This window comes from Actinokineospora globicatena (genome assembly GCF_024171945.1).
Lineage (GTDB): Bacteria > Actinomycetota > Actinomycetes > Mycobacteriales > Pseudonocardiaceae > Actinokineospora > Actinokineospora globicatena.
Window position 1 is genome coordinate 982,423 of sequence record NZ_JAMTCR010000004.1, and the last position, 15,149, is coordinate 997,571.

The 15,149-nt window shown below is 72.9% G+C and carries 13 protein-coding genes and 1 riboswitch; of the genes, 4 read left to right on the forward strand and 9 right to left on the reverse strand.

The features are described 5' to 3' along the window. Nucleotide 1: 1 nt before the first annotated feature. From LV79_RS23295 to LV79_RS23315, 5 genes are all read right to left on the reverse strand, one after another. Entirely contained in the window at nt 2-1,156 is a 1,155-nt protein-coding gene (locus LV79_RS23295) for an MFS transporter (RefSeq protein ID WP_253840291.1), read from the reverse strand. A 666-nt stretch (nt 1,157-1,822) separates the two neighbouring features. Continuing rightward, nucleotides 1,823-3,028, reverse strand: a complete 1,206-nt coding sequence (locus LV79_RS23300) for a UDP-N-acetylglucosamine 2-epimerase (protein WP_253840292.1) — start codon at nt 3,026-3,028, stop codon at nt 1,823-1,825. 855 nt (nt 3,029-3,883) lie between these two features. Continuing rightward, nucleotides 3,884-4,540 (reverse strand): response regulator, encoded by a 657-nt coding sequence (locus LV79_RS23305; protein WP_253840293.1) that lies wholly within the window; start codon nt 4,538-4,540, stop codon nt 3,884-3,886. Further along, entirely contained in the window at nt 4,537-6,378 is a 1,842-nt protein-coding gene (locus tag LV79_RS23310) for a sensor histidine kinase (RefSeq protein WP_253840294.1), read from the reverse strand. The genes LV79_RS23305 and LV79_RS23310 overlap by 4 nt, the downstream gene beginning before the upstream one ends. 445 nt (nt 6,379-6,823) lie before the next feature. Then, complete coding sequence (locus LV79_RS23315; RefSeq protein ID WP_253840295.1) at nt 6,824-7,387, reverse strand: histidine phosphatase family protein; 564 nt, start codon at nt 7,385-7,387, stop codon at nt 6,824-6,826. A gap of 226 nt (nt 7,388-7,613) precedes the next feature. Between LV79_RS23315 and LV79_RS23320 the strand changes: the two genes are divergently transcribed. Both LV79_RS23320 and LV79_RS23325 read left to right on the forward strand, forming a co-directional pair. Then, nucleotides 7,614-7,826, forward strand: a complete 213-nt coding sequence (locus tag LV79_RS23320) for a CbtB domain-containing protein (protein ID WP_253840296.1) — start codon at nt 7,614-7,616, stop codon at nt 7,824-7,826. Continuing rightward, nucleotides 7,817-8,635 (forward strand): CbtA family protein, encoded by an 819-nt coding sequence (locus LV79_RS23325; RefSeq protein WP_308208960.1) that lies wholly within the window; start codon nt 7,817-7,819, stop codon nt 8,633-8,635. Before LV79_RS23320 ends, LV79_RS23325 begins: the two co-directional genes overlap by 10 nt. 54 nt (nt 8,636-8,689) lie before the next feature. Here LV79_RS23325 and lepB read toward each other — a convergent pair whose 3' ends face one another. Further along, entirely contained in the window at nt 8,690-9,292 is a 603-nt protein-coding gene (gene lepB / locus LV79_RS23330) for a signal peptidase I (RefSeq protein WP_253840297.1), read from the reverse strand. A 498-nt stretch (nt 9,293-9,790) separates the two neighbouring features. Here lepB and LV79_RS23335 point away from each other — a divergent pair, with 498 nt between their 5' ends. Then, on the forward strand, nt 9,791-10,405 hold the full coding sequence (locus LV79_RS23335) for a DUF6230 family protein (RefSeq protein ID WP_253840298.1): 615 nt from the start codon (nt 9,791-9,793) through the stop codon (nt 10,403-10,405). 63 nt (nt 10,406-10,468) lie between these two features. Next, nucleotides 10,469-10,858: a DUF6114 domain-containing protein gene (locus tag LV79_RS23340; protein WP_253840299.1), complete on the forward strand. Its 390-nt coding sequence runs from the start codon at nt 10,469-10,471 to the stop codon at nt 10,856-10,858. On the opposite strand, the gene LV79_RS23345 is transcribed toward LV79_RS23340, so the two are convergent. From LV79_RS23345 to LV79_RS23355, 3 genes are read right to left on the reverse strand one after another with little or no spacing between them, the layout of a single operon-like run. Continuing rightward, nucleotides 10,855-12,216 (reverse strand): cobyrinic acid a,c-diamide synthase CobB, encoded by a 1,362-nt coding sequence (locus LV79_RS23345; protein ID WP_253840300.1) that lies wholly within the window; start codon nt 12,214-12,216, stop codon nt 10,855-10,857. The genes LV79_RS23340 and LV79_RS23345 overlap by 4 nt on opposite strands. Further along, complete coding sequence (cobO, locus tag LV79_RS23350; protein ID WP_253840301.1) at nt 12,210-12,824, reverse strand: cob(I)yrinic acid a,c-diamide adenosyltransferase; 615 nt, start codon at nt 12,822-12,824, stop codon at nt 12,210-12,212. The genes LV79_RS23345 and cobO overlap by 7 nt, the downstream gene beginning before the upstream one ends. A gap of 11 nt (nt 12,825-12,835) precedes the next feature. Further along, nucleotides 12,836-14,842 carry a putative cobaltochelatase gene (locus tag LV79_RS23355; RefSeq protein ID WP_253840302.1) on the reverse strand — a complete coding sequence of 669 codons (2,007 nt, stop codon included), beginning with the start codon at nt 14,840-14,842 and terminating at the stop codon, nt 12,836-12,838. A 28-nt stretch (nt 14,843-14,870) separates the two neighbouring features. Further along, a riboswitch (cobalamin riboswitch) is annotated at nt 14,871-15,041 on the reverse strand. Nucleotides 15,042-15,149 lie beyond the last annotated feature (108 nt).

The window sequence follows — 15,149 nt, forward strand, 5'->3', positions numbered from 1 at the left end:
CTCAGCGGACTGTCTTGATCTGGAACACCAGCACTGAACCCGCAACGCCGACCACCGCGGCGACGGCGTACAGCATCGGGTACCCGCCGAGCGCAACGAGCGGGGCGGCGGCCACTGGTGCCAGCACCTGCGGCAGCGCGTTCGCCACGTTGATCACCCCGAGATCCTTCCCCCGGTCGGCCGCTGTCGGCAACACCTCGGTCACCAACGCGAAGTCGACCGAGGTGTAGGCGCCGAACCCGACCCCGAGCACGACGGCCGCCGTGACCGCTCCGGTCCAGGTGGGCCACGCCGCCAGCAGCACGGCGGCGGCCGCCATGATCAGCCCGGCGGCGCAGACGAACACCCGCCGCCTGCCGCCCCGGTCGGACAGGACCCCGCCCGCCACCACGGTGCTGAGCAGGGCGGCGGCGTACATCGCGGTCAGCAGGAACACGCCGCTGTCGGGGTCGGGGAGGCGGACCTCGTCCTTGAGGTAGTACAGGAGGTAGAGCAGGGCGATCGCGTTGCCCAGGTTGATGAGGAACCGGGTGGCCCACGCCCATCGGAAGTCCGGCGTCATTTTGACCTTTGTGGACTGTCTACTGGGGACGTGCTCGTTCGCTATGACGGTGAACGGGATTGAGCCGATGACGACCGCCGCGGCGCACGCGATATATCCACTGAGGACTGTTCCGCCGCTGAGCGAGAGACCTGTCCCGGCGATGATCCCCAGTGTCTGCGCCAGGCCGAACCACCCGCCGATCCGACCTCGGCGGTCGGTGGGCACCTGGTCCGGGATCACCGCGCTCAACGCGGCGAACGGCGCGTTCAAGGCGATCTGCACCACCGCCCAACCGATGATCATGCCCACCGTGGAGGTCGCCGTCCCGAGCAGGACGAGCCCACCCGCCCCGCCGACCGCGCCGCCGATGATCCACGGCAACCGCCGCCCCGACCGGTCCGACAACGCCCCCCACACCGGGTTGGCCACCATCGAACACGCCGCCCCGACCGCCGCCACCACGGCCAGCACGGTCTCCTTCCCCGCCCCACCCGCCACCTCGGCCTGCTTGGCCAACAACACCTGCAACGGCCCGTACCACCCGACGAACGTCGCCGCCGTGGCCACCCCGAACGCCACCGTCCACCACCGACCCACCTGCGGCTGCCCCATCGACCCCCCTCTCAAGTCCTGCTCGGTCGCGCCGGTCCTGCGGACCCAAGATCGCCCCTCGGATGACTTTGTTTGACCCACCCGCCAGTACCCCAATCGTGTCTCCCTCTTCGTCGTCCACCTGCCACTTCCCTTCCACCGTGGGAAAATCGCCACTACCGCGGGCGACAGAAGTTGTCCACATGTGGATCTCCGCAGGGGTCGTTTCAAGATCAACTGTCGGGGGGTCCCGGTAGACTGGCCCAGGGACGCCCCCCGGAGAGGGTGGGGGCCGGGCTCGGAGCTTTCGCGCGCGCGAGGCGGTTTGCGGCGGGTGTCGGGGTGGGGGTTGTTCACCTGCGCGGGGCTGCTTGGGGCTGGCGGTGGGGTCGGTGCTGTTCGGTCTGGGTGGGGTGGTGTTCTGGTTGGTGGGGTGGGGGTTTCGGGAGGGCGGGCGAGGTGTGGAGCGGTGTGATGGGCGGCGATGGTGGAGTGGCTGGGGCGGTGACACTGCTGTCGGTCGCGAGGCATGCCGGAGTTGCTGTGGTCGGGTAGGGCCGGGGCGATCCGCGGGCTGGGGCGTGGGGGACCAGGGCCTTGGAGGGGCTGCGTTGTGGGGCTTGGTTGGGTGGGGAAGAGGAAGTTAGAACGGGGAGCCTGCTGAAAGCAAGGGTTTGCGCGGGGGTGTCAGCGGGGGGTGAACTCGGTGGGGCGGTCGCGGAGGCCTAGGAGCCATTGGACGGCTTGTTCGCAGCGGATGGCGGCGAAGCCGTCGCCGAAGGGGTTGTCGGTGGGGGAGGCGGTGAGGCGCTCGACGTGGGTGAGGACGAGTTTCTCGGTGATGCGGGCGATCACGGCGCGGTCGCCACCGGCGGTCCACGGGTGGCCGACGGCCTGGGGTTCGGTCCACGTGCCGGGTTCGCCGCCGAGGAGGAGGGCGGGGACGCCGAAGCTGGGGGCTTGTTCGGCGGGCGTCGAGGTGTCCGTGACGACGGCGGCGGCGACGGAGAGCAGGCAGACGAGTTCCGGCTGGGGGAGCGGGTCGGTGATCGTCACGCGGACCAGCCTGCCCAGCATGTCGTAAGCGAGGTGCCGGAGGTGCCCGCGCGCGATGGGTAGCACCACCTCCAGGTCCGGGCAGGCCAGCACCAGGTCCGCGATCCCGTGCAGCACCGACGCCGCCGTCTCGTCCGGCCACCGCGCGGCGTCGAGCACCACCAGCCCGAGCCGCACCTCCCCGGCCACGACGGCGTTCTCCACCGCCTGCACGCGGGCGTCCTGGTGGCGCACGTACCGGTCCAGCGCGTCGAACCCGGCGTCCACGGCCGTGCTGCCGACGGTGACGACCTTGGGGCCACCGTGGCACTCCTGCGCGAGATTGGCCGCCGCGTCCGGGGTCGCCGTGAGGTGCAACGACGACACCTGCGCGATCAACCGCCGGTGGCCCTCTTGCGGAAACGGCGCCGTTAGGTCAAACGAGCGCACTCCGGCGTCCAAGTGCACGACCGGTACGCGTCGCCAGAACGCGGCCATGGCGGCGCTGAACGCGGTCGCCGAGTCGCCCTGGACCACGACGGCGGCGGGCGGCCGGTCCGCGAACGCGTGGTCGAGCCCGGTGAGCAACTGCGCGGCGACCTGCGGCGTGCCCTGGCCGTCGCGGACCAACTCGACCAGCACGTCGGTCGCCAAACCGAAGCCGGACAGCACTTCCGTCGCCGCCCGCGCGTCATCACCGCACGCCAGCAGCACCGGCCGCACCTGCTTGCGCGCCCGCATCGCCGAGGCCAACGGCGCCAACTTCACCGCCGCGGCCGCGTCCCCCGCGACCAGGCACACCTCGGGGGCGCGACCAGCGGGGGGCGGCGTGGGCAACGGCACGAGCGTGTTCGGCACGGGGCGCCCCCTTCCGGTGTTCGGTGGACACCCCCGGCCGCGTCCCCGTCTTCTGCCTGCGGTATAGACCTAACCCCCAGCGACGTTACCTCCCACCAGGTCCCCCACCCCCAAGACACGCCGCCCCAGTCAGGCACACCCAACCCCCGTGATCCCCGCCCCCAAGCCCTGACAACACCCTCCGCCAGGCACCCCGAACCGTCCCCTCGGCGCGATCACTCGCCCAGGCCCCGCAGCGCCACACCACCGAGCCGCCGGACAGTGCCGACCAAGCGCTAGTCCCCGTGGCATGAACCGGCCGTCGCTCAGGATCCCGATGACTGGCCCGCTTCGCTCTAGCCCGCCCCACCGCCGCCGCACCATCGCGCGCCACTGCCCCAGCTTCGAGCCTTTCGGCGCGACGGCCCTGTATCGCCCACCGGTTCGCGTATGGCCCACCGCGCTATGGCCTCGCTTCGCGAACCTGCCCACCGTGCTTTGGCTTAGCTTCGCGCCCCAGGCCCGCCGCGCCAACGCTCAACCTGGCCAACTTCGTGCACCGCTCCCGTTTCGCGCACTTGGTCTACCGCGCCACCGCCCCCACATAGCGCTACCGAGCGCGTCAGCCCTACCGCCCCGCTTTGCCCCCGCGCGCCAGCCTCGCCCTACCGCCCCGCTTAGCGCTATCGAGCCACCCAGCCCCAACGCTCCGCTTCGCGCCCGCGCGCGGTCCCACCCCAGCCCGGCCCCCACCCTCTCCGGGGGGCGTCCCTGGGCCAGTCTACCGGCACCCCCCGACAGTCGATCTTGAACCAACCCCCGCAGAGATCCACATGTGGATAACTTCTGTCACCCAGAAGACGGAAATATCGGCGGTCAACTCCGGTCGGGAGCGATGCCGCGCTGGAGGCGGGTGGCGTAGACCGCTGCCTCGGTTCGGCGGTCGAAGCCGAGTTTGTGCAGGAGGGTGGAGACGTAGTTCTTCACCGTTTTCTCGGCCAGGTACAGGGCTCCGGCGATCTGGCGGTTGGTCATGCCCTCGGCGATCAGGTCGAGGATCTTGCGTTCCTGCGGGCTCAGCGTGGCGTAGCGGGGGTCTTCGACGCGGCCCGCGCGGAGGCGGTCGAGGACGGTGGCGGTCACGCCCGCGTCCAGGAGTGAGCCGCCGCCCGCGAGGGTGCGGACGGCGGAGACGAGGTCGTCGCCGCTGACCTGTTTGAGCATGTAGCCCGCGGCGCCCGCCATGATCGCGCCGAAGAGGGCCTCGTCGTCGGAGAACGAGGTGAGCATGAGGCAGGCGGGGGGCGGGTCGACGACGGAGCGGACCTCGCGGCAGACCGAGACGCCCTCGCCGTCGGGGAGGCGGACGTCGAGGATGGCGACCCTGGGGCGGACCGCCGGGATCCTGGCCAGGGCCTGGGCCGCGGTCGCCGCCTCGCCGACCACCTCGATGTCCGGCTCGACCTCGAGCAGTTGCCGCAGCCCCCGCCGGACCACCTCGTGGTCGTCGAGCACGAACACGGAAATGCTCATCCACGCCCCTCCTGGCTCTCGGCGTGCCTGGCCAGCGGCACGTCCCAGTCGACCCTGGTCCCGCCCACCCCGGGCGAGTCGATCACGCAGTCCCCGTCCCACCGGCGGGCGCGCTGCACCATGTTCGCCAACCCGCCGCGGTGGGCGATGTCGGCGGGCAACCCGGACCCGTCGTCCTGCACCAGCAACCGCAGCCTGCGCGCGTGCCGGTCGACGGAGACCGTCAGCGCGACGCTGCCCGCCCCCGCGTGCCGGACGACGTTCGACAGCGCCTCGCGCAACGTCGCCATCAGGTCGAGCGCGACATCGGCGGGCACCACCGAGTCCAGCGGGCCCTCCAGCCGCACCGTCGGCTCGAAGCCGAGGGTCACCGTCGCCTCGGAGATCGCCCGCAGCACCTCGCCGCGCAGGCTGTAGGGGCCACCGGTGGGCTGCTGCAACGAGAAGATGCTGCGCCGGATCTCCCGGATGGTCTGGTCGATCTCGGCGACGAACCCGGTCAGCCGCTCCGGCGCGTCCGGGATCGCCGGTGCCCGCTTGAGCCCCTGCAACCCAAGGCCGATCGCGAACAGCCGCTGGATCACCAGGTCGTGCAGGTCGCGGGCGATGCGGTCGCGCTCCTCGTAGAGCGCCAGCCGCTGCCGGTCCTGCTGCGCGTCGGCGAAGTCGATGGCCAGCGCGGCGTGCGTGGCGTAGTCGGTGACCATCCGCAGGTCGTCCTCGTCGAAGCGGGGCGCGCCCTGCTCGCGGGCGATCATCAGCACCCCGCACGGCCGCGCCCCGGCGCTCAGCGGCACGAACACCGCGGGCCCCAGCTCGCTGATCCGGTCCGGCAGCTGCTGGAACGTCGTCGGCGACCGGGTCAGCGTCGCCTTGGCGACCTCGGTGAGCACCCTGGCCCGCCCGGTCACGAACACGTCGCCGGTGATGCTGTCCAGTGTGGACACACACTCGCCGGTCAGCTCGTCGGCCAGCACGCCGTCGACCGCGCTCATCCGCAGGTACTCCGGTCCGGCGGGCACCGCGACGAAGGCCAGCACCGCGCCCGCGGTCTCCCTGGCCCGGCTGGCGAGCAGGTCCATCCCGGCCGACTCGCACAGGCTGGTCCGCAGCACCGCGGTGACCTCGGTGGTCGCCCGCAACCAGCGCTCCCGCCGGTGGCTGCGGTCGAAGTGGCGGGCGTTCTCCACCGCCATCCCGGCCGCGGCGGCCAGCGCCACCACGACGTCCTCGTCCTCCTGGGTGAACGCCCGGCCGTCGACCTTCTCGGTGAGGTAGAGGTTGCCGAACACCTCGCCGCGCACCCGGATCGGCACCCCGAGGAACGAGGTCATCGGCGGGTGGTTGGCCGGGAACCCGGCGGCGTCCGGGTGCTGCGCCAGGTCAGGCACCCGCAGCGGCTCCGGGTGCTTGATCACCAGCCCCAGCACGCCCTTGCCGACCGGCGGCGACCCGATCTCGGTCTCGGTGCGCTCGGCCATCCCGGTGTGGGTGAACTCCACCAGGTGGCCGTCTTGCCCGAGCACGCCAAGCGCCCCGTAGCGGGCACCGGCCAGTTCGCAGCCCGCGGTGACGATGCGGCGCAGCACGTCCGGCAGCGACAGGTCGCTGGCCACCGACAGCACCGCGTCGAGCAGGTGCCGCATCCGCTCCTGGGAGACCTCCGCGGCGGCGGCGCGGTCGACGAGGCCGCGGAAGAGGTTGTCCCGGTGCGCGGCGGTCACCACGGCGGCCGCGCGGGCGCCGGGGGCCTGCCGGGCAGGGGTGCCTGCGGACCCGGGCGTGGCCCTGTCCGGGCCGCCCGAGGGGCCCGCGCCAGCCTCCACCACGGCAGTCACCGCTCTCTCCGCGCGCCCGTCCCGTCCCGTGTGCGACCGACCACGAACCCGGTGGCGCCCGCGCGGCGGCGCGCCGGGGAAATCCGCGGGTGTGATCGGTGCGTTGAGCGTCCACGACATTGCGGCACGGCGCAAGGCTGTACGGGCGATGCCCCCGAATTGACCAGCGATGTTGCCGCCTCTCGCCGCGGCGGCGCGGTTGGTGGCCTTATGGCGGCGCTCACCCCGGGTAGCCGAATGGCGACCCGAGGTGTCGGCCGCGCGCCCGGAAAGGAGGCAGCGCCCCCCGGACGCCGCACCCCGCGGTGCCGCTCGGTCACCGCCGATACGCGCGGCTGATGGCCTGTTCGGCCCAAATGGCGCAGGCGATTGCGGCCGTCACCATTTCCCGTTATCGCGTCAGCGCATTGCGGAAATGGGACGAGTCCGACTCCCGCGCCGATCCTCAGCCGGTGCCCCGGACAATCCAGCGCAGCGTCCAGCGACCGGGTCCACCACGCAGCGTGGTGCGCGACAGCGGCGCCACGTCGACCCGCCAGAACGCCGCGGGACCCGCGCCGAGCGCGTGCCCGATGGCCGCCCGCACGACCGCCGGGTGGGTCACCGCGACGGTGCGCGCCGCGCCGGGGGAGCGGTCGTCGAGCCAGCCGCCGACCCGCCTGGCGAGCTCGGCGAGCGACTCGCCGCCGTGCGGGGCCGACTCCGGGTCGGTGAGCCAGCGCGCCATGCCCGCCGGGTCCGCGGCGGCGACCTCGTCGAGCGCCCGGCCGCTCCAGTCGCCGTGGTCGAGGTCGCGCAGCCGCTCGTCCGGCTCGGCGTCGAGCCCTAGTGCCTCAGCGGTCTGCAAGCAGCGCAACGTCGGCCCCCTCAGGGCGCTGTCGACGTGCCCGAACCCGGGGCCCGCGCCGGTGATCGCGGTGGGCAGCAACGGTTCGTCGAGCGGGAACCCGGCGGACCTCGTCGCCCTGGTCGCGCCGTGGCAGACCAGCACCACCCGCAGCGATGACATATCCCACCCACCAGAACACCGAGTCGATCATGGACCGCGTTGACACCGCGTCGCGCGCTGACCTACGTTGCCGAATCGACCATGATGGTAGAAGGAAGCCGGTGGGACTCCGGCACGGCCGCGCCACTGTGACCGGGGACCACCGCCCTACGGGACCCGGCAGTCAGACCCTTCGCCGTCGACCGCTCCACCCGTCGGGCCGCGTGAAGCCCCGAGGAGGTTCCCCATGGCGCTAGCCGCTGCCATCCCCACCGCCCTGCCCGTCCCCGCCATCCCGGTGCGGCAGATCCTGCCGTACGCGGTGTTCGCCGGGATCATCTCGCTGATCGCCCTCTACTTCGTCGGCGCCGAGCAGGGCGCCCTCGCGGTCTTCGAGGGGACCACGGTCCACGAGCTGGTCCACGACGCGCGCCACCTGCTGGGCTTCCCGTGCCACTGACCGACACCGAGACCGACGCGCCGCCGGTGGCGGCCACCCTCTCCGTCCGCTCACTGCTCGTCTGGGGCCTGCTCGCGGGCCTGGTCGGCGGGCTGCTCGCGTTCGGGTTCGCCTCCGCGTTCGGCGAGCCCTCGGTGGAGCGCTCCATCGCCATCGAGGAGGCGGGCTCCGGCGGTCACTCGCACGGCGAGGAGCACGCCACCGGGGACGCGCACGACCACGGCGCACCGGCCGAGGAGGAGGAAGAGGTCGTCTCGCGCGCCTTCCAGTCCACCGGCGGCCTGGGCATCGGCGCGGTCGCGTACGGCCTGGGCCTCGGCGGCCTGTTCAGCCTCGCCTTCGCGTTCGCCTACGGGCGCGTGGGCTCGCTGAGCCCGCGGGCGACCTCGCTCGCGGTGGCCGGCTTGGGCTACCTGGCCGTGGTGCTGGTGCCGTTCCTGACCTACCCGGCCAACCCGCCCGCCGTGGGCAACCCCGACACCATCGGCGACCGCACCGGCCTGTTCTTCGGGATGGTCGCCATCTCGCTGGCGCTGCTGGTGTCCGCCGTCGCCACCGCCAGGGCGCTGGCGCCCAGGATCGGCGGCTGGTGGTCCACTGTGGTCGGTGGTGTCGGCTACGCGGTCGTGGTGACCGTGATCGCCAAGCTGCTGCCCACGTTCCAGGAGGTGCCCGACGGCTTCCCCGGCTCACTGCTGTGGGAGTTCCGGATCGCCTCGCTGGGCACCTCCGCGGTGCTGTGGTCGGGCATCGGCATCACCTTCGCCGCGTTGCTGCACCGGGGGCTGACCCGCACCCGCGTCGCTTGATCGCGTGCTCTCCGGCCCCGCCCTCCACTATGGAGGGCGGGGCCGGAGCCATTCCTAGGCAGGCCGGAGTTCCGGGGTGTCGCCGATCGCCGCTGGTGGCCAGAGCCGCGTCCACAGCCGGGCCTTGATCCGGTCGGCGGGAACCCAGCCGTACTCCCGTGAATCCTCCGACACGGCCGGGTTGTCGCCGACGACCCAGTACTGTCCGGTTGGGACAGACACCTCGGCGTCGACGCCACCGCGCCCCGTCGACTCGCAGCACTCCCGCGGCGGACGCCCCCACGCGTCACCCGCGCTGGTCACCACCTCCAGCCACGGGCCGGTGCCGCCGGGTTGGACCAGGACGCGGCCGTCGGTCACGCGCACGTGGTCCCCAGGGACACCGATGATCCGCTTGACCATCGGCGCCTCGCGCCCGGGTGGCGACAGCACTACGACGTCGAGCCGCGCGGGGGTGTAGTCGCCCGCGAACGGGTTGGTCAGGACGTGCTCGCCATCGGCCAGCGTCGGTGCCATGCTGCGGCCCTCGACCCGCATCGACAGCGCGAAACCGAGCCCGGCCGTCGTCGCGACGAGCGCCACCGCGACGCAGAGCGTGATCAGCACCGCCCTCGCCCACCGTGACCGGACCCTCGCGTCCTCGGGCACGTCGTCCACCTGATCCTCCCCAGCGCCGGTGCTTGGTCCGGTCGGGCGTAACGAAACCCTGCCGAGTGGACCAGGTGAACACCAGGATGCTGCGATGTTGCGTAACTGTTACCTGTGGTCAGGGGTAACTCTCCGTAGAGGGAGAAGGTGAATCCGACTCGCCTCTGTAGGGCATCGGCCACGGTCGGTGTTCGATCTGACTCAGATTGCGGGTGGTCGCTAACCTGTGTCATGGTATCTGTTACCCGCCGTTACACACGGCGCCCGGTCGGCCGGTCCGGCGGCTCGGACGGGTGCTTGTGGGCTGGCGCACACCCGGGCACCATCTGCCCACCCACGCAACACGGCGTACCCGATCCCCGCCCGCGGCACGGCGCGCGGCAGCCCCCACCTGGGCGTTCGCTCACGACGAACGCGGCTGGCGGCTGCCCGGCCGCGGGTGGGGCGCGCCGAGGGGCGGTCGGCGCACTGGGTGCCGGCCGGACGACCTAGGGAGGCTCGCGTCCAATGACAGAGGAAGCCAAGACCGCCAAGCGGGGCCGGACCCGGTGGGGCCGCACGGCCCTGGTCGCCGTCCCCGCGATCGGCGTGATCGGCGCGATCACCGCCGCCATGGCCCAGGGCCTGCTCGCGGCGTCGTTCGCGGTGTCCGGGGTGCCGATCACGCTGACCTCGCAGAGCGTGGCGGGCACCGGGTTCGCCGGGACCGTCACCAACGCGGGCAGCCAGGGCGTCGCCTACGCGGGGTTCAGCTCGGCGCAGCTGAGCGGCCTGTGCGCGGGCGTCATTCCCAACGTCCCGATCGTCGGCCAGGTGACCTTCAAGATCACTGCGGGTGACGACGACCCGGCGACCAAGGAGTTGGCGGCGTCCAACCTGCTGCTCGACGCCAAGAACCTCACCGGCGACGGCGAGTTCACCGGTCTGGACCTCGGCGTGGCCAGCAACGCGCTGTCCAAGGGACCGGCGGAGGTGCGCAAGGGCGCGGGTGACTTCGGCCTGCAGGCCAACACCGCCAACATCTCCGACCTGCGCGCGGACGCCCTGTCGGCGCAGATCGCGGGCAGCTTCAAGCTCGACAACCTCAGCCTCAGCGTCGTCCCCGGCGCCGCGGGCTGCTGAGTCCCCCTGTCCCGGCGGCGGTGTCGAGCCGCCGCCGGGCACCCCGTCCGGAGGAGGTCCACCGTGGTTGGCAGGTTCTGGCGTTCGTTCACCGCGTGGCGGCACACCCGCCCGTTCTGGGGCGGGCTGTTCGTGCTGCTCGGCGCCGTCCCGATCTTCGTGTTGCCGCTCGCGCCGATCAAGGTGCTGGTGGCCAGCGGCATCGCCGGGGTGTCCGGGCTGCTGCTCGGCTCGATCATGGCGGTGCTGGCGGTCAGCCTCTGGTTCACCCCGCAGACCCGGGTCGTCGTGGGCCTGATCGCGGTGCTGGTGTCCGTCGCGGCGTTCCCGTTGACCAACCTGGGCGGGTTCTTCATCGGGTCGCTGCTCGGTGTACTCGGCGGCGCGATGGCCGCGTCGTGGGCGCCGCGCAAGGTCAAGGCGGCCCCCGCTGACGAGCCCGTCGCCGCCTAGCAGGCGCCCGCTTGGACGAACCGGGCGATGGCGTCTGGGTTGCCCGCCGGGTGGGTGTGCAGGTACGAGGCGTGCAGGGCACCGGTGCTGAAGCCTTCGCCGTGCGCGACACCCGCGTGGTCGCGCCAGGTCCACGCGGGACGGTCGGTGTGCGCCGGGGTCAGGCGGGTGCGGTGGAACTCGTGGCCGGTGACCCGGGCGCCCTCCGGGTGCAGCACCGAGGGGGCCGTGGCGACGGCGTCGCGGTAGCCGAGCAGCAGCCGCGGGGTCATGGTGGCGTCGGCGTCGAGGACACCGCACATGGCGTGCCCGTCGAGCTGCTTGGCCAGGTAGAGCAGGCCACCGCACTCGGCGTGGACCGGCCTGCCGGACTGGGCGAACGCGGCGACCTCGTGGCGGAGGAGTTCGTTGCCGGACAAGGCTTCCGCGTGCGCCTCGGGGAACCCGCCGGGCAGGACCAGCGCGGTCGTGCCCGCGGGGAGGCGTTCGTCGCGCAGTGGGTCGACGACCACGACCTCGGCTCCCGCTGCCTTGAGCAGTTCGGTGTGCTCCGCGTAGCCGAAGGTGAACGCCGGCCCGCCCGCGACCGCGACCACGGGGCGCCCCGAGACGGGTGTCACCTCGTCGTGAGCTGACCACAGCGGACCGTCGAGCGGTTCCGCTGACCGGGCTAAACGCACCACGGCGTCCAGATCCACCGAGGACTCGATCAGCGCCGACATCGCTGCCACGGCGCGGGTCGCGTGGCTCCCGTGCTCCGCCGCGGGAACCAAACCCAGGTGCCGGGACGGGACGTCGACCTCGGCCGCGCGCCGCACCGACCCGATCACCGGCAGTCCGACCTCGCCGCACGCCTCGCGCAGCACCTGCTCGTGCCGGTCCGACCCGACCTGGTTCAACACCACCCCGGCGATGCGGACGCCCGGCCGGAACGACCGGAAACCGTGCAGCAGCGCGGCCAGGCTCGTGCTCTGCCCGCGCGCGTCGACCACCAGCAGCACCGGCGCGCGCAACAACCCGGCCACGTGCGCCGTCGACCCGAGGCCACCCTCCTCGACGTGCTGCCCGACCCGCCCGTCGAACAACCCCATCACGCCCTCGACGACCGCGATGTCCGCCCCCGCCGCGCCGTGCCGGAACAGCGGTCCGACCCGGTGCGTGCCAACGAGGACGGGGTCGAGGTTGCGCCCGGCCCGGCCCGCCGCGAGCGTGTGGTACCCGGGGTCGATGTAGTCCGGTCCGACCTTGAACGGCGCCACCACGTGCCCGCGACCGCGCAGCGCGGCCATCAAGCCGGTCGCCACCGTGGTCTTGCCGCTCCCGGAGCCGGGAGCGGCGATGACGACGCGCGCTACCACTCGATCCCCTTCTGGCCCTTGTGGCCCGCGTCCATCGGGTGCTTCACCTTGGTCATGTGCGTCACCAGGTCCGCCGCGTCCACAAGGGACTGCGGGGCGTCACGGCCGGTGATCACGACGTGCTGGTGGCCCGGGCGCGCGGTCAGGGTCGCCACGACCTCGTCGACGTCAATCCAGCCCCACTTGAGCGGGTAGGTGAACTCGTCGAGCACGTACAGCCCGTGCCGCTCCTCGGCCAGCCTGCGGGAGATCTCGGCCCAGCCCTCCCGAGCGGCCTCGGCGTGGTCGTCCTCGGTGCCCGCCTTGCGCGACCAGGACCAGCCCGCGCCCATCTTGTGCCACTCGACCGGACCGCCCTCGCCGGTCTCCTCGTGCAGCTTGCCCAGCGCCAGGAACGCGGACTCCTCGCCGACGCGCCACTTCGCCGACTTCACGAACTGGAACACCCCGATCGACCAGCCCTGGTTCCACCCGCGCAGCGCGAGGCCGAACGCGGCGGTCGACTTCCCCTTCATCTCCCCGGTGTGCACCACGACCAGCGGTCGGTTGCGGCGCTGCCGGGTGGTCAGCCCGTCCTGCGGGACGACGGCCGGTTTCCCTTGCGGCATGGCGGTTCCCCTCAGGCGGCGCGAGCGGCGCGGACGACACCGGCGACCGCGTCGGCGGACAGTTCCTCCAGGCGCAACCCGGTCGCACCCAGGGCGAGCGCCAGCTTGTCGGCGAGGCCGAGCCGCACCGGGCCGCTCTCGCAGTCGACGACCACGCTGGCCACTCCATCAGCGGCGATCGCGGCGGCCGCGCGCACGGCGTCCCCGACCGCGTCGTGCGACGACCGGCCACCCCGGTTCACCGCCACCGTCGCCCGGCCGTCGGTCACGACCACCAGAAGCGCGCGCCTGCGCGGGTCCCGCATCCGCTCGATCTCCAGCGTCTTGCGAGCGCGCAACAAACCGTCCGCCAACGGGGTCCGGCCGCCGGTCCGCAGGTCACGCAGGCGCGCCACCGCGGCCTCCACAGAGGACGTCGGCGGCAGCGCCAACTCGGCCTCGGCGCCGCGGAAGGTCACCAGGCCGACCTTGTCCCGCCGCTGGTAAGCGTCCCGCAGCAACGAGATCACCGCGCCGGTGACGGCCGACATGCGCTTGCGGGCCGCCATCGACCCGGAAGCGTCCACAGCGAACAGCACGAGGTTCGACTCGCGCCCTTCCCGCACCGCCCGCCGGACATCGCCGGAGCGCACCACCAAACCCGGGCCGCTGCGCCCGCGGGTGTGCTGGAACGGCGCGGCGGCCGTGAGCGTGCCCACCACGTGGATGCCGGTGCCTTGGTTCTGCGCCGCGCGCAGTGCTCGACCGCCGCTGGCGCGTGACCGCGACCGCCTGCCGGGCGCGCCCTCGCCGACGCCATCGATCTGCAGAACCCTTGCCCGGAAAGCCTCATCCGGCCGTGAAGCCGCCTGCGACCGGTCGCCGCCCTGCGGCGCTTCCGTGTCCTGCTTGCCGGGCGACTCGCCGCTGGGCTCACCACTGGAGTCGTCCGGCTCTGGCGCGCCGCCGCCGTCCGGGCCACCATCCGGCGTGTCATCGGGGTCCCGGTCGGCCTCGTCGGCGGCATCCCGCAGGGCCTGCGACAACTGCTCTTGGTCAAGACCGGGCTCGTCGAACGGGTCGCGCCTGCGCCGGTGCGGCAACGCGAGCCGCGCGGCGACCTCCACGTCGATCTCCTCGACCTCGGGCGCGCCCCGCCACGCGGCGTGCGCGACCGATGTGCGTGCCACCACCAGGTCCGCCCGCATGCCGTCGACGTCGAACGCGGCGCACACCGCGGCGATCCGGCGCAACTCCGGGTCCGGCAGCACGACCTCCGGCAACGCCTTGCGCGCCGCGACGATCTTGGTGGCCAGCTCCGCGTCCGAAGTGGACCAGGTGGCGGCGAACCCGGCCGGGTCGGCCTCGTAGGCCAGCCGCCGCCGGATCACCTCGGTGCGGGTGTCCACGTCCCGCGCGGCCCGCACCTCCACGGTGAGGCCGAACCGGTCCAGCAGCTGCGGCCGCAGTTCGCCCTCTTCCGGGTTCATCGTCCCGACCAGCAAGAACGCCGACGCGTGGGAGATCGACACGCCCTCGCGCTCCACGTGCGCGCGTCCCATCGCGGCGGCGTCGAGCAGCAGGTCCACCAGGTGGTCGTGCAGCAGGTTGACCTCGTCGACGTAGAGCACGCCGCGGTGCGCCGCCGCCAGCAACCCCGGCTGGTACGCGCGGACACCCTCGGTCAGCGCGCGCTCGAGGTCCAGCGAGCCGATGACGCGGTCCTCGGTGGCGCCGACCGGGAGCTCCACCAGCCGCGCCGGGCGGGTGTCGGACTCGGGGTCGGTGTGCGGGCCGTCCGGGCACCCGGGGTCGGGCGCGGCGGGGGAGCAGGAGAAGCGGCACCCGGCGATGACCTCGGCCGCGGGCAGCAGCGCCGCCAGCGCGCGCACCACGGTCGACTTGGCGGTGCCCTTCTCGCCGCGCACCAGCACCCCGCCGATCCCGGGGTGCACCGCGTTGAGCAACAGGGACAACCGCAGGTCGGCGTGGCCGACGACCGCGGCGAACGGGTAGCCGGGCAGGGCTGGACGGGACACGTCGTTCCTCACTCCGGGTCCGCGCCCGGATCGATGGGGCAGCGGGGCCGAGTGTCCTGGCTCCCGGATCACCGCGTCGCCCCGGCCTTCCCGGGTACCGCCCGGTGGCGCGCGAGGGGACGAAACTCCCCGGTCACAGTGGCGGGACCGCACCGGAATCGCACCGGCTTCCTCGCTCACCCTGCTGTCGAGCTCTTCAGTTGACTGCCTGGCATCGTCGCAGACCCGGGGGGCGGTGGCCAAGGCACGTGGTGGGGATCTCGGGTCGGTTAGGGTCTTGGCCGGTGCCCACCGCCGGTGGGTCGAG